A 19,733-nucleotide genomic window follows, 5' to 3' on the forward strand; every position below is an offset into this window, starting at 1 on the left:
ATACCCTTATTAACATTCATCCATAGTTATTAACAATTGCACAAAAACCACTTTCATAATTCCTTTGTTTTAAAGGAGTTTAAGGAATTGACTTTTGCACAAGAAATGGGAATAAATTGTTAATACTTGTCAAGGAAAAATGAAAAGAAAAGCTAGGATTATTAAAATATAATTCCAAGCCAAAATGAAAATGAAAAAAGCAATAGAGAGTTATTATTTTTTCCGTTTTGTTATTCACATAGTTTTGGAGGGGTGAAATCTGTTTTTAACTAAAAAAGTTTTACATGTTCATCTAAACGCACTAATTGTTAATAACCTAGCTAAACCTTTTAAAATCAACAGAACTAAAACTATTCATTTCGTTAATAACCCTAGACCTAAATGTGTATTACTTAAAAAGCAACTGAAATCTCTTTTTCTTTTACACAGTATTAACACCTTAATAAGTAATAGTAAAACCTTTTTAAAAAATTCTCTTTTCTTTTTTTCTTATTCTTTAGGTTAAATGTGCGAAGCTTGGATTATTGAAAAAAAATCGCTATCTCTAATTTCATCACCTCTTAATATCATGTAAACACCAGTAAACAAAGGACTTTAAGAGTTTTTAAAGTTTTAGTTAAACACTTAAATACTCTCCGTAAAAGTAGTTTTAAGATCTTCCTGAGTAGGTCTTTACTTTTTAGACTTTTAAACACCCTTTTCACACGACCTATATAAAGGAGAAAAAAGAGCTGTAAAAAAACGATGTAAAAACAGAATTCGGTGTGAAATAAAAAGAGATGCGTGAAATGCTTAGATAGCCGTATAAAATTAATGGAATAACGAGGCCTTTTAACACTATTTAATGACATATGTTAAAAACTCTCCAAAACCCTTAAAAACTGTCACTTAAGTACTATTTAGATAAAGTAGATTGAATTGTTTTTCCATCTGAAAAGGTTAACGTATATTTGCAGCCTCAAAATATATGTAAATGAGCGCTTTTTCTAATAGACACATTGGTCCAAATTCAGCAGAGAAAACTGCTATGTTGGAGAAAATAGGTGTTAAATCTGTTGAAGAGTTGGTAGACAAGACAATACCAGCTCATATCCGTTTGAAGGGAGAATTAAATATTGACGCTGCTTTAACTGAGGAGGAGTACTTAGCTCACGCTCAAGAATTGGCTGCGAAAAACGAAGTATTTAAGTCTTTCATCGGTTTAGGATACAACGAAACTATTATTCCTCCAGTAATTCAACGTAACGTTCTAGAGAATCCAGGATGGTATACAGCATACACGCCGTATCAAGCTGAAATTTCTCAAGGTAGATTAGAAGCCTTGTTGAATTTCCAGACGATGGTAATGGAGCTTTCTGGAATGGAGTTGGCCAATGCATCTTTATTAGATGAGTCGACTGCCGTTGCTGAAGCTATGATCATGTTCTACAATGCTAGAAAAAGATCTGATGTAAAAGCAGGTAAGAACAAGTGTTTCGTTTCTGAGTTCTCTTTCCCTCAAACTATCGACGTAGTTAAAGGTAGAGCAGAAAACTTAGGAATTGAATTAGTTATAGGTAACCCAGAAACTTTCGAAGGAGATGATACTTTCTTCGGAGCTTTGGTACAGTACCCAGATGCTTTAGGTAGAGTAAAGAAAAACTTGGAAGGATTTATTTCAAGAATGCACGACAAAAACATCAAAGTTTCTGTAGCTGCTGATTTACTTTCTTTAGTATTGTTAAAATCTCCAGGTTCAATGGGAGCTGATGTTGTTTGTGGTTCAACACAACGTTTCGGTGTTCCTATGGGATACGGTGGACCTCACGCTGCTTACTTTGCAACAAGAGAAGAGTACAAAAGACACGTACCGGGAAGAATCATCGGAGTATCTAAAGATGTTGACGATAATGTAGCATTGCGTATGGCATTGCAAACACGTGAGCAACACATTAAAAGAGATAAGGCTACATCTAACATTTGTACAGCACAGGCTTTATTAGCAGTTATGGCGAGTATGTATGCAGTTTACCACGGACCACAAGGTATGCGTGAGATTGCTACATCTGTTCACAACAAGGCTAAAAAAGTAGCCGAAGGTGCAGTAGCTTTAGGATACGAATTAGGATACGATCAGTACTTCGACACAATTTGGTTGAAAACACCAGTTGGAGTAATGACAAATGATATTAAAAAATTAGCTGAAGCAAACAAATACAACTTCCGTTACATCAGTGGATCTGAAATGACTTTAAGTTTTGGAGAACGTGTAACAGAAGCGGATATCAACGGTGTTTTAGCTGTATTAGCAGCAGCTGTTAAGAAAAATGCAACAGCTACAACTTTAGATGCAACTATCGCTTTAGAAGATGAGTTCATGAGAGCTGACGCTGTGTTTACACACGAGGTTTTCAACAAGTACCACTCAGAGTCTAAAATGATGCGTTACTTGAAGCGTTTAGAGAACAAAGATTTATCATTAGTACACTCTATGATTCCATTAGGATCTTGTACAATGAAATTGAATGCTGCATCTGAATTAATGCCAATTACTTTCCCAGGATTTGCACACATGCACCCATTTGCGCCATTGGAGCAAGCTCAAGGGTACCATGAGATGTTTGAACAGTTAGAGAAAGATTTATGTGAAGCTACAGGTTTTGCAGCAATGTCTTTACAACCTAACTCTGGAGCACAAGGTGAATACGCAGGATTAATGGTGATTAAAGCGTACCACGAAGCAAACGGAGATACAGACAGAAAAGTTTGTTTAATTCCTTCTTCAGCGCATGGTACAAACCCAGCATCAGCAGTAATGGCAGGATTTGAAATCGTTGTTACGAAGTGTGATGAAATGGGTAACATCGACGTAGAAGATTTAAGAGCGAAAGCAGAAGAGCATAAAGATAGATTAGGTGCATTGATGGTAACTTATCCATCTACGCACGGAGTTTACGAAGAGGCAATTCAAGAAGTAACTTCTATCATTCACGAGAATGGTGGACAAGTTTACATGGATGGAGCTAACATGAATGCTCAGGTTGGTTTAACGAATCCAGGTAACATTGGAGCAGACGTTTGTCACTTGAACTTACACAAAACATTTGCAATTCCTCACGGTGGTGGTGGACCAGGAATGGGACCTATCGGAGTAGCAGCTCACTTGGCAGAATTCTTACCAGGATCTGTTATGATGGAAAAAGCAGGTGGTTCTAAAGCAATTAATGCAGTTTCTGCAGCGCCTTACGGATCAGCGTTAATCTTAATGATTTCTTACGCTTACATCAAAATGTTAGGAGCTAAAGGATTGAGACACTCAACGGAGATGGCAATTGTTAATGCGAATTACATCAAAGCAAGATTGAGCGAGCACTACGGTATTCTTTACACAGGTAAAAACAATACAGTAGCACACGAAATGATCTTGGATTGTAGAGAATTTAAACAAAACTCTGGTGTTACAGTAGCAGATATCGCTAAGCGTTTGATCGACTACGGATTCCACTCTCCAACAGTATCTTTCCCAGTAGCAGAAACATTAATGATTGAGCCTACTGAATCAGAAGATAAAGAAGAGTTAGACAGATTCTGTGATGCTTTAATTAGCATTAGAAAAGAGATCAAAGAGATTGAAAATGGTCATGCAGATAGAGAAAATAACTTGTTGAAAAATGCACCGCACACAGCAGATTGTATCATCAACAAAGATTGGAACTATCCTTACTCTCCACAAGAGGCAGCTTACCCAATTGAATACTTGAAAGATTACAAGTTCTGGGTAACAGTAAGAAGAATTGACGATGCATACGGGGATAGAAACTTAATGTGTTCTTGTCCGAGTGTAGAAAGCTACGAAATGGCTTAATACAATCGAAACTATAGATTTTAAAGCTCTTCCTTGTATAGGGAAGAGCTTTTTTTATATTACTGCCACATATGCAAAACACAAAATACATCTGGAACAGGTTTATATTCCCCTTTGTGCTCTTGGGATATTATTTTTATTTCTTTTACTTACTGTATAGTTTAATAAGTAATGTAGAATTCAATTTTACGCCTGTATTTGGGCTGTTACTCTTCTTAATTATACTCTATGTGTTTAGTATGCGTTACGTGGAGAAAAACGCCCTTTATATTAGTCGTAAACAAAAGTCAAGGTTAAACTGGTCTGTTTTATTTCTTCCCCTACTGGTGTTGTATGTTTATCACTCCATAGATCCTATAGCGATACATACGTGGTATATACTCATACTACCTATTCTAGCAGATTTGTTGATCAACAGATTTAAGCACAATGCTAAGGCATAAAAAAACCGCTACTCGAAAAAGCAGCGGTTTTTATACGTGTTGTATATTTTATGTAAACAATACACTTCCTCCGTATTGAGAAGAATCCACTGGATTCACAACCAATACTGGGATTTGTGCATCATTGGTAATCATGTATTGTTCGTAGTTGTTACTGAAAGCTCCGAATATACTGTTCTTGTGTATGTTCATAATAGCAATTAAATCAGCATCTACGTGAATAGCGTGTTTCACAATTTCCTTATCAAAACCAGAAGAAGGTGCTAAAGTTGCTGTAATTTCAATATCTCTTTCACTAAAGAACTTCTTAGCAAACTGAATATTTGCCTGTACTTTGTGCTTTAAGAATTCATCATTCTCATCTGGAGTAATTACGTGAACTCTAGATTTAAAATAACGAGCCATAGAAGCTACAACAGCTAATTTTTGTTTCGTTTCTTTATGTAAATCTAAAGGAACCACAATATCATCGTAACCTGAATCTTTCACAGGTTTTAATTGCGTTACAACAAATGGTACAGATGAGTAAGAAACAACTTTTAAGGCATGAGATCCTGTAATTTTTTGAACTCCTGAAGCACCATGTGTACCCATGAAAATTAATTCAGCGTCGTGTTCTGCAGCAAACTCTCCTATGTCGTCGAAAATATTTCCTACACGCACAGATGGAACAATTTCTACTTCTTCGTCAGAGAATTTTTCTAATTGTTTCGCTAATTCTTTACGTGCATCATCCAAATGCTTTTCTTTAGCTACAACATGTAGCGCATATATTTTTGCTTTCACAAATTTTGCAGTAACAATAGCATTTCTCATGGCGTTATCTGCTAATTCTGTAAAATCGTGAGGAACAATAAATGTTTTATCAGACATATTCTAGTTTTTGGTTTTATAGTCTATTACAAAATTAAACAATCTTTTATTAAGTAAGACTCGTATTTCTATACTTTAATATTAGTAATAATCTCTTAATATTTCAATCTAAATCATAAATAAAGCTTAATATTCTATATACCCTACCTTTCCTTTGATGCTTTAAAATTGTAGCAAATTATTGCTATGTCTATAACCGGAAATTTGTTAAAAGAAACTGCGCGACTCAGTTACGAATTTTTACCCAGAACAATCAGGAATCAGGCGCAAGACTTTACCTTGGAAAAATTACTTCAAAAGGCGAGGAAAACCGAATTCGGTTTACATTACGATTTCGATGCTATCTTAAACCATACTGATTCTACCGGTGAATTTACGCGAAGAGTACCCCTGTTTACCTATGCTGATTTTCACAAAGAGTGGTTACATAAACCCTTAAATGGTGAGAAAAATGTAATATGGCCTGGTAAAATAAATTACTTCGCTTTGTCTTCTGGAACCACAGTAGATACTAGTAAGAAGATACCTGTATCCGATAAGATGATACGTCAGTTTCAACGGACCAGTTTTCAACAATTGGCCGAGCTTTATGAATTTGATTTACACCCTAAATTTTACAACTCTTCTGTTCTCACCGTAGGGGGATCTACCCAATTAGAACGCACAAAAGATTATTTACAAGGCGACTTATCCGGCATACTTCAAAAAAATAAAAGTTTCGTTTTTAAACCTTTTACCAAACCCAACAATGGCATCGCTAAATTGACGGATTGGAATGAAAAAATGGAACAAATAATCGCCAAGGCACCCACTTGGGATATAGGTGTTATTGCTGGTGTTCCAACTTGGGTATTGATGTTGATTAACGGAATTGTAAAAACCTATAAATTAAAAAGTATACATGACATTTGGCCTAATTTTTCACTGTATTTGCACGGTGGGGTTTTTCTCGATGGTTATCGCGAGAAAATTGAAGCACTATGCGGTAAGGAAATCTTCTTCCAAAACACTTTACTAGCCTCTGAAGGTTATTTTGCCTACCAGAAAAATGTTTATCAAAAAGGATTGAATTTATTGCTCAATCATGGTGTATTTTATGAGTTTTTAGAAGAGAAATACTTTTCACTTGTCAATGATCACCGCAGTGTAAAAGATTTACCAACCTTAAATTTGAGTCAGGTAGAAGAAGGTAAAAATTATGGATTGATTATATCTACTTGTTCTGGATTATGGCGTTATCTTATTGGTGATGTTGTGCGTTTTCAAGATCTCAAAGAATTCAGGTTTGATTTGGTGGGAAGAGTATCACAAACATTGAATAGTGCGGGTGAGCACCTTTCTGTAGAGAATTTGAACGATGCTATCAATAGAACAGCAACAAATCTAGGTATGAATATTCAGGAATTCTGTGTATATCCGTCTAAAAATGGGAATAGACACAACTGGTATATAGGTGTAAATGCTAAGGTAGATACACGCCGTTTTGAAGTTGAACTTAACAGTAATTTATGTGCCTTAAATGACGATTATAGAACCTTGCGGAAGTACATGTTGAAAAGTCCAAAAGTAATTGCTCTACCCGTGGAGAAATTCTACGAATTTTTGGAGAGTAGAAATAAATTAGGCGGTCAACATAAATTTGCCCGAGTGATGAATAAAAATCAGGCTTTGGCTTGGGAAGCTTTCTTAACGCGTCTTGATTTATAGTACTTTACAATAGCATTAAAGAAAACGGCAAACACAATTAAAAAGGCACCGAGGTAAAAATACTCACCTACTTTTTCATTTTCATTTAAGAAAAGTGCCGCAATAATCATGGTATAAATAGGTTCCATATTAATACTCAAAGACACGGTAAACGCTCCTAAAAGCTTAGTAGTTTCTACCGAAGCCAAGAAGGCAACAGAAGTACAAATTATACCAAGAAATAATAGCCATGCAACATCTTCCCCATTGATTTTGGCGAGGTTGGATTGTAACTCTTCAAAACCAAAACTTGGCGCGAGTATTAAACAAATAGATAGTAAAATAAACCCACTAAACATTTCGTAAAGTGTTATAGTTGCGGCGGTAGTTTTGTTCACTAAATATCCATTAAACGTAGCAAAACAGGCTGCAAATAATCCAGCTAATAGTCCGAATACTATTCCTAAAACATTGGTTTCTACGGTAGAATCAAAGGTGATGATGAGTATACCAGCAACTACCAACAAGCTTAAAATAAATTCAGAAGCTTGGAATTTTCTTTTCATTACCAACGGTTCTAACCAGGAAACATGCATGGTTGCCGTGGCTGCACACACAATGGCTAAAGAGGCCGTTGAAACTTGTACACTTAAGAAGAAAAACAACCAATGCAAAGCCACCAGAAAACCTACACCTATGGTTTTAATAGCGGTTGCTTTGTCTTTAATCAAAATCTTTTTCTTTAAGATAAGCATGAAGACAAGGAGAGAAAGAAATGCAATTCCCATTCTATACCACACAATTCCAAGTGCATCAAGGTTGATCCATTTTCCTAAAATTGCTGTGTATCCCCATAAGAAGATAACTACGTGAAGTAGAATTTGATATTTAAAGACTTTACTCATGTCGTTTTAAAAATGTAGCGGCAAAGGTCGGTAGAAACTTTTATATTTTTCGTTTTTAGGAAAGGAATTAAACATTCATAAAATGACATTAACTTGTATTGTTAAGGAATGATTTCCCATCATTTTGGCTATTTTAGCCCCATGCAATTTAAGGATGTTGTAGGACACAAAGCATTAAAAGAACACATCATCAATGAGGTGAAGGAAGACAGGGTGAGTCATGCTCAACTCTTCTTTGGTAAAGCGGGGTATGGACCACTACCTATGGTCTTGGCTTTCGTACAATATATGTTTTGTCAGAACCCTACAGCAGATGATAGTTGTGGAATTTGTCCTTCATGTAGAAAAGTAGGGAAATTGGAACACCCAGATTTACACTTTTCTTTTCCTACAGTTCAAACCTTGTCGAAAACCTCGGATGGAATGCTTAAAGAGTGGAGACAACAGGTGATTGAACAACCTTATTTTAATCTCTACAATTGGATAGAACGTATCGACGATAAAAAGCGTAAACCCATTATTGGAGTTTCGGAAAGTGTAGAGATATTGCGTAAACTTACCTTGAAATCTTTTGAAGGAGGTAAAAAAGTAATGGTTATTTGGATGGCCGATGAAATGCATGTTTCTTGCTCCAATAAATTGTTGAAAATCATAGAAGAGCCACCAAAGGATACGGTGTTCTTTTTAATCAGTGAGAGTGTAGAGAACATCTTGCCGACCATAAATTCCCGAACGCAAAATGTTCATATTCCGCGTATAGATGAAGATGATTTGATGCGCTATTTGTTGCAGAACAGATTGACAACCGAGGCGTCTGTGAGTAGTATAGGTTTACGTGCCGAAGGAAACTTAATTGAAGCGGTAGATTTATCTGGAGCTCACGAACAAAAGGATGTAAACAGAGAATACTTTGTTTCGCTCATGCGTGTGTGTTACAAGAAAGATGTAAAGAGCATGTTGGGTTGGGCTGAGGAATTGGCACAGTTGGGTAGAGAAAGGCAAAAGAACTTCTTGAAATACGGACTCTACATGATACGCCAAAGTATGATGAAGAATTATACCGATGATTTACTCATGCGTTGTTCAGATGAAGAAGCAGATTTCTTGGCCAAATTTGCACGCTTTATTACCGGGAATAACGTTATGGACTTCTGCGAATTATTCAACGATGCCCACTACAATGTAGAGCGTAATGCCAATCCCAAAATATTGTTTACCAATATTACTTTTGAGATCATGCGTTATATACATAGGGCATAAAAAAACGGAAGCCTTTCGACTCCCGTTGTTTACTTTACTGCATTCGTTTAATAATAGAGTTGTAAAGTATCAATACCCTTTTCTCCGGTTATTCTTAAAGTATCTTCAATGATGTAAGTACTGTCATTTTTAGTGACTTCTAGTTGAGATAAAAAGGTGCGTTGATTATCTACTCGTGTGGCTGTTAAATGATCGGTGCATCCTTCAAAGTAACCATTTGAAAATTCTGGTATTACATCAAAAGGAAACCAATATGACCAATTGACGTCATTTCCTAATGTTATATCAGAATATCGCCACCTTGCTTTATCGTTATTGTCATAACAGTTCACATTTTTAAAGTGGTGAATCCACTGAATTTTTCTAACCACACAATATTCAAGGGTATTGTTTTGATCTTTGAATATTGCAGAATAAGGAGAGGGTTGCAAAATCAATTCCATGCCTTTTGTAAAACTTTTATCTACCGCAGGGATATATTCGTATTTACCTTTATCTGCTGCATTGAACACATAAGAAGCTTTTCCATCGACATCCGTGTATCCTTCCCATTCTAACTCTGCTTTAGAATCTGCAGGAAGCTTGTAACTTTTCATGCGATAAATTTTCACATGGACTCCTTCGAATTTTTCTTGGGTTACTGGGTTATACAGATGAAAATGAACTTGCGTCTCTTTCTTTGATTTTTTAATGCATCCTGCTCCTATTAAAAGTAGGCTACAGTACAATAATACGTTGCGTACTTGATTTTTCATGATTGTTTATTTTTATGATGTAAACTCCTTTTGGAAGCTTCAGTTCTTGCTTATTTCTATAGAGATTATTTTGTTGAATTAACTGTCCACTTAAATTGTATACAGCGTAATTGTATTCGTGATTAAATTCTTCCAAAATGTTCAAATAAACGCTTCCATTTGAAGGATTGGGGTAAACATTAAACCAGTTTTCTTCCTTATCTTTTTTAGAAAGAATAGATACTGTTGTTGCTTCAGGATTTGAAGATGGACTGGAATGAGTTAAACTTTTAGATTCAAAACATTCTATACCTTCTATTTTGAAAAGAGAATGCGTTCCAGCGAGCACTTCCGTCCCTGGTTTGATGATGATTTCATTTCCAGCTTTAACATCAACGGCTGAATTAGCACTGAAACGAGCGATTTTAAAATCTGTTCTATCCGTTACTTTTTGTCCAAGAAAAACCTTTTTGGGTGCATGAATTTTCGCGTGATAGGTATAATTGGGTCTACAAAAACCGCCATAATTTTCATTTTGAATATAGGCATTTTCATAGTCTACTTCGTTCAAACAAAAGTCCAAGCAAGGATGAATGTAAGAATTAGCAACACGTTCATAAGGTTCGTCATAATCATTATAATCATCTCTTTCAACGCGGTTACAGTACAAGTGTTCTTCATTAATACTAGAAGAAAATACTGCATCAAAAGGAGTTAAATGCATATAGTGGGTGGCAGGTTTTGTTAAATGAGGGTACCCATAAAAATCTGATTTATTATTAGATGCAACATCTGAAAATTTAGTAAACATAAGATTGTTGTTTCCCATATTATAATCTAATCTATAACCAGTACTCACAGGGTCAAAATTGCGAATATCATGTACAAATACGGTTGGAGTAAAGCAGAATTGGGTATATTTCTTTTTTATATCTGCCGATCCAGCAAGGAAAGCATAATCCATCAACATAACAATAGCATCTAAAGGGTTGTCTTTTACAAATACAGTTCCCCCTGGGGCATTATCAATTACTAAACATTCGTTATTGGTATTGAAATCAGTATTTATCGACCAATTTCCATTTAAAATTTCTTCATAAGTAAAAACAGTATTTCCACCTTGAATATTAAATTGACTACGTCTGTATTTACCGAGGTGATTTTTTTCATAGGGTATTAAGCCTTCGGTGAATGGGTAAGGATATTGCTGGTTGGTACCGTTAGCATAGTTTCCTTTATTAGCTCCTTGAGCAATGGATATATTTCTTGTAAAAGAAGGATACCCAGGAATATGGCTATTTTTACTGTGGTTATAATCGTTAAATAATTCCATCATAGATGTGCGCATAAAATGAGGTCCTTGATGCGGAATTTCATTGTTTGCAATATCACCCGTCTCCGTATAATAATAGTGGAGTAATTCTTTGGTTAATGGCGCCTCGAGAATTTGGTTTAATCCATCTATGTGTAATCCTAAATTAGGCCAGTTGGATTCGGTATACATATGTTTAACCATATGTTGGGCGGCCAATGGAATGTTTGCACCTCTATGTTCTCCATCAAAGGATATATATAGTTTGGTTTGGTGATGTTCAGCATTTTCATTGAGGTGTTGATATTCCATTTTTAATAATGCCAAACGTGTGGCAATAGAACCAGCACTGTATCCCATAATCACATTTTCCTCCCTAGAGCCATTTACGTTTTTAACTTGATTGATATATTTTATCAGTTTGATAAGTGCATTCGCATTCATTTCAACGCGTTCATTGGGAGGAAAAAATTTACAGATGATAATATCAAACCCCTGAGCCCTCATGTTTTCTATCATTTCGAAATTATTGAATTGCGTATACAAATCATCGAAAGTTGCAGGCCATTTAGCTTTAAAAAAGTTAAGGTTATTAAATAATTGATTATCTGAGTATGGTCCCCATCCAGCTACTACTATCAAAGGTTTTTCAATGTAGTTTCTTCCACAAGCATATTGAACTTTAAAATGAAGTTCAGTGCTACTTTCAGATCCTTCTATTTTCCCAGATATGTCTGAATAGAAAATTTCGCTTTTTGCAGATAAAGGTTCTGTTTTGTGAATTTTCAATTGAAATGTATTGGAAAAACTCGTGTTATCGTCATAAATGATTTTAATATCTAGTTCATTTAATTCATGCTCAACATAATCGAATAGTTGTATGGTTTCATTTTCGAAAAGGGAAATATTTTCTCCATCTAATGTTAATTCTACACGCTTAATGGACTTATCTTTATTTGTGAAGAATAACTCATTGTTCCAATAGAATCTAACATTTGGATTGATGAGGTGCTTGATAAAAGGTCCAGCGATTTGAATATTCATACGGTAAGCATCATTTTTAGAGAACATAGGATAAGGTTTATCGCTGTTCCATTCTTTAATGAGTGTTTCTTTATCCAGTTTTAGTCGTTGGAAATCCATGTCAAATATCATGATTGGAATATCCATATAAGATTCTGGAGAAACCCTGTAAAATTCCTCATAAATAGGAGTGGTTATTGCTGATTTGTTAAACTCGCGTTGAACATCACAGTTTTCCATGATATGTAACATTTGAGATAATTTATCTCCATTAACCTTATTGGAATTTCCCAGTTCTGTTAGGTAATTGTTCAGGCTAAATTCATCTGACATACTCTTGTAGTCCAAGTTGAGTAGGTAGCCAGAATTAAAGTTGTTTAGGTTAGTGTTGGAGAAGGCATATTCTGCATACTCCTTCGTTGAACCAAAGGTTCTGGTTTCTGTTTGTGCGGCTAGCATCCCGCTAGCACACACAATGATTATGTAGATTAGGTTTTTCATGACTCAATTATTTTAGGTTAGCACAGATTTGTTGAATTATTAAGGTTTGTTGTACCAATAATTCTTGTTGAGTTTTTAACAACTTTTGTTGTTCCTCTAAAGTAGCTTTGAGTTGTTCTTGTTCTTTGTTTTGTGCGATTAAGTACAAGGTTAACTCTTCCACTTTTTCCATGAGAAGTTTATTACTTGTACCCAAGTCTAATCCTTCAGATACTACTGAGTCAGCCGCTGGTATATTGGGTAAGTGACCGTTTTTGTCTATATAACTTTCAAGGCTGTCTAGACTCATTAAACTGTATTCTTTTTCAAATACATAATCAGGCCATGTATCTAAATTTACTCTAATTTCTCGCGCATAAAGTACTCCTTCATTAGAGAGCTTTAGTACTTTTTCGTGGTTATTTTCTACCAGTAATATCGTACTGTTTGCAGTTTTAGATAAACCCGAATTTATATGAAGGTTAGCTTCGGGATTCATTACTTGTATTCCTACCTTAGCGTTTGTAGGACATTGAGAAACGGTAACTATTTTTCCAGGGTAACTTGCCCATGAAGGTGTTCCATTAATGGTGTTCCCAAACTTGTCTTTACAGTTGATTTCTAAATCTCCATTTTGTAATTCATCATCAGGTACAGATTGTGCAATGCTAAAAGAGCTGGTTAATACTACACTTGCAATTGCAATAATTCGAGTTGTTAAATTTAAATTTTTCATCGTGTTAGGTTTTTAGATTTGTAACAAATGTATAACCTTGTTTAAACTCAATCCAAATGAAAACCAGTGATTTACGAGAATCCACAGGGTAAGGATTCTCGCAGGTTACAGCATGTTAAATATGGTATATAACTGTATTTCAGTGTGTTATTTTGACGTGATTAGGAAATAGTTAAATAATGATCAAATTGTAGATATTCAATATTCGAATGGATTGAAGTGAATAATTGAACTATTTCTTATCTGAAATATTTCCTACTTTTAAAAAAAAAAATTGTTCACGACTTATTTTACAGGGTTACAAGTAATCTTCTTCTGTATTACTTTTCTATTTTTCGTTTTAAGTCTTATTACCTATCAGAAAGGGAATAAAACATGGGCGGTTTTCTTTTTGTTTATGGGAGCCTTGAGTATATATACTTGTGCTACTTTGTTAGATCCTTTTTTGAATGTATGGGATGAACGCTTTCATGCCTTGGTGGCCAAGAATTTGATTAACCATCCTTTAAAACCAACGCTTTACGACAGTTTACCCATTACGGCAGATTATTCGGGTTGGGATAAAGCACACATTTGGTTACATAAACAACCCCTGTTTTTATGGCAAATGGCTTTAAGTATGAAGCTTTTTGGAGCAAATGAAGTTGCTTTGCGTTTACCCAGCGCCATAATGTGCGCGTTGTTGGTGCCTATGGCATACAGAATGGGAAAATGCTTGGTGAACGATAGGGTAGGATACATTACTGCACTGCTTTTCTTTTCCTCTTTTTACCTCATAGAATTGGTTTCGGGGAGAGGAATGCTAGAGCACAATGACGTTGCTTTTTTGTTTTATGTAACCGCTAGTTTTTGGGCTTGGATAGAGTTTATTCGTTCAAAAAAGAAGTATTGGATAATAGCGATTGGAGTAGCTGTGGGAGCAGCTATATTGTGTAAATGGCTGGTTGGTTTAAGTGTTTTTATGGGATGGGGTATGTACATACTGCTTAAAGAAAGCAAACAATTTTCGGCGTATTTGTACTTGTTTTCAGCCCTAGTTATTGCCTTAATTATAGCTTTACCCTGGCAGTTTTTAACCTTTGCGTGGTATCCCCAAGAAGCGGCCCACGAAATGGCGTATAACAGCAAACATTTTTTTGAAGTGATAGAAGGTCATGATGGAGAATTCCTATATCACATCTATAGAATGAAAGAGATGTTTATCAACCATGCCTTGTACTTGGTGATTCCCGGATTTTTCTTTTTGTACAGAAAAATGGAGAACAAAGCTTTGTTTTTTGGGTTGCTAACTATATGTCTGGGAGTTGAATTATTTTTTGCTTTTGCCCAAACAAAGATGCCTTCTTTTACGCTGATATTAGCGTTTCCATTTTTCGTGGCAATAGCTAGTTTTTTTAACGGTGTATTAGATGTTGTAGAAAGAATAGTAAATTCCAAAATCATCTTCGTAAGTATATTTTCAGTGGGCTTATCTTTTCTGGTATTTTTTAGGATAGACCTAGATGAATTACAAGCAAAACACACCTTGTGGAAATCGGAGAATGTTTATACCAAATATATGATGGAAAACAGAGCCATCTATTTTGATTTGAGAGATAGCTTAGACGAACAGACGGTCATCTTTAACGTGGGAGGTAGACATTATGTAGAGTGTATGTTTTATACCCAAAACATAGCCTATTCTTTTGTGCCGTCTAAAGAACAATATTTAGAATTGAAAGCAAAGGGCTTAAAGGTAGCGTTGATGTTAACCCCTGGTTTAGAAATACCTACTTACCTGAAAGAGGATCAAAACACTGTGTATATAACGCAAAGATTACAAGGCTTGTATTAAAAGTACAGTAGTATTCAATATCAAATAGGGACAGCAACGGCAGCGCCCGGGACTAAATATTTAGGTATACTTGGTGAAAAATTACGACCAACGGAAGTGATTTTGAACCCTAGTTAACCTTACTATTTAGGGTAGGGACTACAGTGTATGGCCCGGCTATTTGCCTTCTCATTTTATACAGGTAAAGCAGTAGAATTTTTTACTTCTCCTATGGTGAAAATGCTATGTGTACTTCCAATATGTTTAAGCGCGGTGAGTTTGGTGATCATAAAATCGCGGTAAGATTGCATGTCTTTTACATAGATTTTTAAGATGTAATCATAGTCACCCGAAACATGAAAACACTCTACTACTTCCTCTAATTTTTTTACTTCTTTTTCGAAGTAAGTAACGTATTCTTTAGAGTGTTGCGAAAGCCTGACGTGACAAATAACCAAGAAAGGTTTTTCAATTTTGTTTTTATCTACCAAGGCAACATAGTCCTTAATAACACCTTCTTTTTCTAATTTCTTAATACGTTCGTAAACCGCAGTAACGGATAAGTTAAGTAGTGCAGCTAATTGCTTGTTGGTGCGTTTGCTATCTTCTTGGAGTAGGTTGATTAACTTTTTATCTGTAGCGTCTAATTTCATGCTGAAAATTTTTCTATTGACTAGGGGATTATGTTTTAGTTTATTGAAAATAAAACTACAAAATAGTGATTATATAGTTTAATAAACTGTATTAGTGTTGAATGATTGATTATTTATCAGTAAATCACGAACTTTAGTAAAAACTATAAGCATGAAATTTAAACCCGCAAATAACATTCAAGACCTACAATATTTTGGTGAGTTTGGAGGAGTTAACCCTTCAATTTCTGATTCTACAACCTATACTTTTTTATCGGCAAAATCTATGTTCGATACTTTTGAAGGAAACACAGAGGGTTGTTATTTGTATTCGCGACATACTTCGCCAAGTAATTTGTATTTATCTGAAGCTTTGGCGCAGATGGAAGGTACAGAAACAGCTAATGTTGCTTCTACAGGAATGGGAGCCATAACACCGGTTATTTTGCAATTGTGTGGTGCTGGAGATCATATTGTATCGAGTAGAACCATCTATGGTGGGACCTATGCCTTTCTAAAGAATTTTACGCCGCGTTTGGGAATAGAGACTTCTTTTGTGGATATCACAAAGTTAGATGTTGTGGAAGCAGCCATTACGCCGAAAACAAAGATTTTGTATTGTGAAACAGTATCTAATCCCTTGTTGGAAGTAGCGGATGTACCTGCACTTTCTAAATTGGCTAAAAAGCACGGGTTAACACTTATTGTTGACAACACTTTTTCACCTTTGTGTATTTCTCCAGCGCAATTAGGAGCAGATATCGTTGTACACAGTTTAACTAAGTTTATCAACGGAGCTTCTGATACAATGGGAGGAGTAATTTGTGCGAGTAGAGAATTTATTGATGCTACCAAAAGTGTAAACGACGGAGCAAGTATGTTGTTGGGAGCAGCGATGGATAGTCAACAGTCTTCCTCAATTTTAAAGAATTTAAGAACCTTACATATTCGAATGAAGCAACACAGTTATAACGCTGCTTATTTGGCCGAACGTTTTGAAAAAGATGGTTTGAAAACAGTTTACCCAGGTTTGAAATCGCACCCTTCGCATGAAGTATTTACATCTATGATGAATGAAGAGTATGGTTATGGTGGAATGTTAACTGTTGATGCTGGATCTTTGGAAAAAGCGAATGCTTTGATGGAGTTGATGCAAGAACGCAACTTGGGATATTTGGCTGTGAGTTTAGGTTTCTATAAAACCTTATTCTCAGCACCAGGTACTTCTACCTCATCAGAAATACCGGAAGAAGAGCAAAAAGAAATGGGCTTGTCGGATGGAATTATTCGTTTTTCTATCGGTTTAGATAACGATATAGAAAGAACTTATGATATGATGAAGGCATGCATGAAAGACGTTGGAGTACTTTAAATTGAATAGTTGAAATTAAAAATTTCGGAAGGTCTGGCATTGATGCTGGACCTTTTTTATTATGTGCGGTAATGCAAAAACTAACTGACCAATTAAATTTGCGACTATGAAAATAGCCAAACACCTAAGTAGTATACTTTTCTTTGTGATGTTAATCATTTTTGCGGCAAGTAAAATTACCGCACAATTCGATTTCTTATTGATAACCTCTTTAATCGTTTTAACGAGTCTAGTTGCTTACAAAGTATACCAATTGAAGGAAGTATTGAAATAAAAAAAGGAAACGACATTAGTCGTTTCCTAAACAATAAATATTCTAGGTATCGAACTTAAAATCCTTGATAGATTTCTAAGTCAATTTGTCTCTTCCTTGGGTCTACACCAATAATTTGAACTTTTACTTTATCACCAAAATTGTATTCTTTGGTTGTATTTCTACCCACGATGCTAAAAACATCCTGATCGAAGTAAAAATTGTCATCAGGTAAACTTTGTAAACTCACCATTCCTTCACATTGGTTTTCGTCCATTTTCACGAACATTCCAAAATCGGCTAACCCAGAAACAGTTCCTTCGAAAACTTCTCCAACTTTATCTTTCACAAATTTCACCTGGAAGTATTTGTTAGAATCTCTTTCCGCTTCTGTTGCTTTCTTCTCTTGGCGAGAAATACGCTTACAAATATCATCCAATACACCACTGTAAGGGTGCGTTTTACCATTCAATTCATCAAAGAGTATTCTATGTACCATTAAATCGGCGTAACGACGAATAGGAGAAGTGAAGTGGGTATAGTATTCAAACGCTAAACCGTAGTGACCTATGTTTTTAGTTTCGTAGGTTGCTTTCGACATCGATCTTATAGCCATCAACTGAATGAGTCCATATTCATTCTTCAATTTAATATCGCTCAACAAGGCATTGATAGCAGCAGAAATTTCATCTTCATTTGAGAAGTGAATTTCATACCCAAACTTGTCTATAAAAGTTTTGAAGGTTTCAATTTTACCGATATCAGGCTTATCGTGAACCCTGTAAACAAAAGGAACATTTCCAGCCTTATCTTTTTTCTTCCCTACAAATTCTGCCACTTTTTTATTGGCAAGCAGCATGAATTCTTCGATCAGTTTATTGGCATCTTTCGAAACTTTGTAAACAACCTCTATAGGTTCACCGTCTTCATCCAATTTAAATTTCACCTCTTCAGACTCTATGTTCAAGGCGCCATTTTTCAGACGTTTTTTACGGTAGATTTTGGCAATTTTATCCAAGGCAAGGATTTCCTCTTTCATATCTCCTTCAGCACCTTCAATAATTTCTTGCGCTTCTTCGTAGGTAAAACGTCTGTCACTATGAATCACCGTTTTTCCAAACCACTGGTTAAAGATTTTTCCTTTTTCATCCATTTCGAAAATGGCAGAGAAAGTGTATTTATCTTCATTTGGTCGTAAAGAGCACGCTAAGTTAGAAAGCTGTTCCGGAAGCATAGGAATTACTCTATCTACCAAGTAAACAGAGTTACTTCTTTTCAACGCTTCAACGTCCATTGCGCTATCTGGGGTAACATAATGACTCACATCGGCAATGTGAATACCTACCTCAATATTTCCGTTTTCAAGGACTTGGTAAGAAAGTGCATCATCGAAATCTTTTGCATCAAATGGATCTATGGTAAAGGTCGTTACTTTACGCATATCCCTGCGCTTTTTAATCTCTTCAGGATCCAATTCCATACTCACCTTCTCGGCTTGTTGTACGACGGCTTGTGGGAAGCTTGTTTCGAAATCATTGCTGATTAGAATAGCTTTCATTTCCGTGTCGTTGTCTCCAGGTTTCCCCAAAACTTCAACAATTTCTCCGAAGGGATTCTGCATGGCTTTAGGCCAAGAAACTAATTTACAGACTACCTTATCGCCATCCTTAGCTCCATTGAGTCGCTCAGGTGTAACGTAAAGGTCCATGTTTAAACGTTGGTTGTCTGTTGCAACAAAAGCAAATTTAGGATGCATTTCAACCGTCCCCACAAACTGTGTTCGCTTGCGTTCTGTTACTTCTATTACTTTTCCTTCTATACGACGTTTACCGTATTTGATTACCATTACCTTCACTTTATCTCCATGAAGTGCTTGGTTGGTGTTTTCAGGTTGGATAAAAATATCTTTTTCTAGACCTTCAATTATTACGAAACCGGCACCACGTTGTGTGATTTCAATTTCACCTTCGAAATATTCAGTTTTAGCTTCGTTGATACAGAAGTTACCGCGAGAATATTCGTTGAGGATTTCATCATCTTTAAGCTCGTACATGGCTGTTAATACCAGTTTACGAGTAGCACCATCTTTAACTCCTAAAGCGGCACTGATTTGTTTATAATTGAGTTGGGCGTCTGGGTTTTGTTCAAATACCTTACGGATATTCGTTTTTAATCTTTGTTTAAGTTTGTTGGATTTTTTTCCGCCTTTTTTCTTTTTTCTTGACATATATTGTATTGTAAGATAAGCGAATATTAGTGCTTACCTAATGGGTACAAAGGTAAGTAAATTCGCGACGTAGCTCATCGCCATAATTTTAAGAAATGGTTACCGAATAAGCAAAGGGTCATTTGATAAAAATAGTGATA

The 19,733-nt window shown here is 35.6% G+C and carries 14 protein-coding genes; 7 read left to right on the top strand and 7 right to left on the bottom strand.

What is annotated here, in order from left to right:
- Positions 1-973: 973 nt before the first annotated feature.
- Together gcvP and AC22ZQ_RS00345 are read left to right on the top strand one after the other, a co-directional pair.
- The gene (gene gcvP, locus AC22ZQ_RS00340) at positions 974-3,844 is read left to right on the top strand and encodes an aminomethyl-transferring glycine dehydrogenase (RefSeq protein ID WP_318956581.1); all 2,871 of its coding nucleotides are present in this window, start codon (positions 974-976) and stop codon (positions 3,842-3,844) included.
- Between the two features lie 71 nt (positions 3,845-3,915).
- The gene (locus AC22ZQ_RS00345) at positions 3,916-4,287 is read left to right on the top strand and encodes a hypothetical protein (protein WP_318956582.1); all 372 of its coding nucleotides are present in this window, start codon (positions 3,916-3,918) and stop codon (positions 4,285-4,287) included.
- A gap of 48 nt (positions 4,288-4,335) precedes the next feature.
- Here the strand turns inward: AC22ZQ_RS00345 and AC22ZQ_RS00350 are convergent, their stop codons facing one another.
- Entirely contained in the window at positions 4,336-5,160 is an 825-nt protein-coding gene (locus tag AC22ZQ_RS00350; protein ID WP_318956583.1) for a universal stress protein, read from the bottom strand.
- Between the two features lie 186 nt (positions 5,161-5,346).
- On the opposite strand from AC22ZQ_RS00350, the gene AC22ZQ_RS00355 reads away from it, so the two are divergent.
- Positions 5,347-6,867 carry a GH3 family acyl-acid amido synthetase gene (locus AC22ZQ_RS00355; RefSeq protein WP_318956584.1) on the top strand — a complete coding sequence of 507 codons (1,521 nt, stop codon included), beginning with the start codon at positions 5,347-5,349 and terminating at the stop codon, positions 6,865-6,867.
- Here the strand turns inward: AC22ZQ_RS00355 and AC22ZQ_RS00360 are convergent.
- Positions 6,822-7,751 carry a DMT family transporter gene (locus AC22ZQ_RS00360; protein WP_318956585.1) on the bottom strand — a complete coding sequence of 310 codons (930 nt, stop codon included), beginning with the start codon at positions 7,749-7,751 and terminating at the stop codon, positions 6,822-6,824. The genes AC22ZQ_RS00355 and AC22ZQ_RS00360 overlap by 46 nt on opposite strands.
- A 141-nt stretch (positions 7,752-7,892) precedes the next feature.
- Here AC22ZQ_RS00360 and AC22ZQ_RS00365 point away from each other — a divergent pair, with 141 nt between their 5' ends.
- Positions 7,893-9,011, top strand: coding sequence for a DNA polymerase III subunit (locus tag AC22ZQ_RS00365; protein ID WP_318956586.1), 1,119 nt, complete (start codon positions 7,893-7,895; stop codon positions 9,009-9,011).
- Between the two features lie 47 nt (positions 9,012-9,058).
- On the opposite strand, the gene AC22ZQ_RS00370 is transcribed toward AC22ZQ_RS00365, so the two are convergent.
- Genes AC22ZQ_RS00370 through AC22ZQ_RS00380 form a run of 3 tightly spaced genes read right to left on the bottom strand, consistent with a single transcriptional unit; the run spans position 9,059 to position 13,296 of the window.
- Positions 9,059-9,766, bottom strand: a complete 708-nt coding sequence (locus AC22ZQ_RS00370; RefSeq protein ID WP_318956587.1) for a hypothetical protein — start codon at positions 9,764-9,766, stop codon at positions 9,059-9,061.
- The gene (locus AC22ZQ_RS00375) at positions 9,729-12,581 is read right to left on the bottom strand and encodes a T9SS type A sorting domain-containing protein (protein WP_318956588.1); all 2,853 of its coding nucleotides are present in this window, start codon (positions 12,579-12,581) and stop codon (positions 9,729-9,731) included. Before AC22ZQ_RS00375 ends, AC22ZQ_RS00370 begins: the two co-directional genes overlap by 38 nt.
- Before the next feature lie 7 nt (positions 12,582-12,588).
- Positions 12,589-13,296 (bottom strand): hypothetical protein, encoded by a 708-nt coding sequence (locus AC22ZQ_RS00380; RefSeq protein WP_318956589.1) that lies wholly within the window; start codon positions 13,294-13,296, stop codon positions 12,589-12,591.
- 274 nt (positions 13,297-13,570) lie between these two features.
- On the opposite strand from AC22ZQ_RS00380, the gene AC22ZQ_RS00385 reads away from it, so the two are divergent.
- A complete protein-coding gene (locus AC22ZQ_RS00385) occupies positions 13,571-15,130 on the top strand; it encodes an ArnT family glycosyltransferase (protein ID WP_318956590.1) in 1,560 nt (519 codons plus the stop codon).
- 173 nt (positions 15,131-15,303) lie between these two features.
- Here the strand turns inward: AC22ZQ_RS00385 and AC22ZQ_RS00390 are convergent, their stop codons facing one another.
- On the bottom strand, positions 15,304-15,762 hold the full coding sequence (locus tag AC22ZQ_RS00390) for an Lrp/AsnC family transcriptional regulator (RefSeq protein WP_318956591.1): 459 nt from the start codon (positions 15,760-15,762) through the stop codon (positions 15,304-15,306).
- Between the two features lie 151 nt (positions 15,763-15,913).
- On the opposite strand from AC22ZQ_RS00390, the gene AC22ZQ_RS00395 reads away from it, so the two are divergent.
- Both AC22ZQ_RS00395 and AC22ZQ_RS00400 read left to right on the top strand, forming a co-directional pair.
- The gene (locus AC22ZQ_RS00395) at positions 15,914-17,113 is read left to right on the top strand and encodes an aminotransferase class I/II-fold pyridoxal phosphate-dependent enzyme (protein WP_318956592.1); all 1,200 of its coding nucleotides are present in this window, start codon (positions 15,914-15,916) and stop codon (positions 17,111-17,113) included.
- 106 nt (positions 17,114-17,219) lie between these two features.
- Entirely contained in the window at positions 17,220-17,387 is a 168-nt protein-coding gene (locus tag AC22ZQ_RS00400) for a hypothetical protein (RefSeq protein WP_318956593.1), read from the top strand.
- A 55-nt stretch (positions 17,388-17,442) separates the two neighbouring features.
- Here AC22ZQ_RS00400 and rnr read toward each other — a convergent pair whose 3' ends face one another.
- Complete coding sequence (gene rnr, locus AC22ZQ_RS00405) at positions 17,443-19,593, bottom strand: ribonuclease R (RefSeq protein ID WP_318956594.1); 2,151 nt, start codon at positions 19,591-19,593, stop codon at positions 17,443-17,445.
- Between the last annotated feature and the right edge of the window lie 140 nt (positions 19,594-19,733).

The sequence above is a fragment of the Lishizhenia sp. genome, assembly GCF_057456495.1.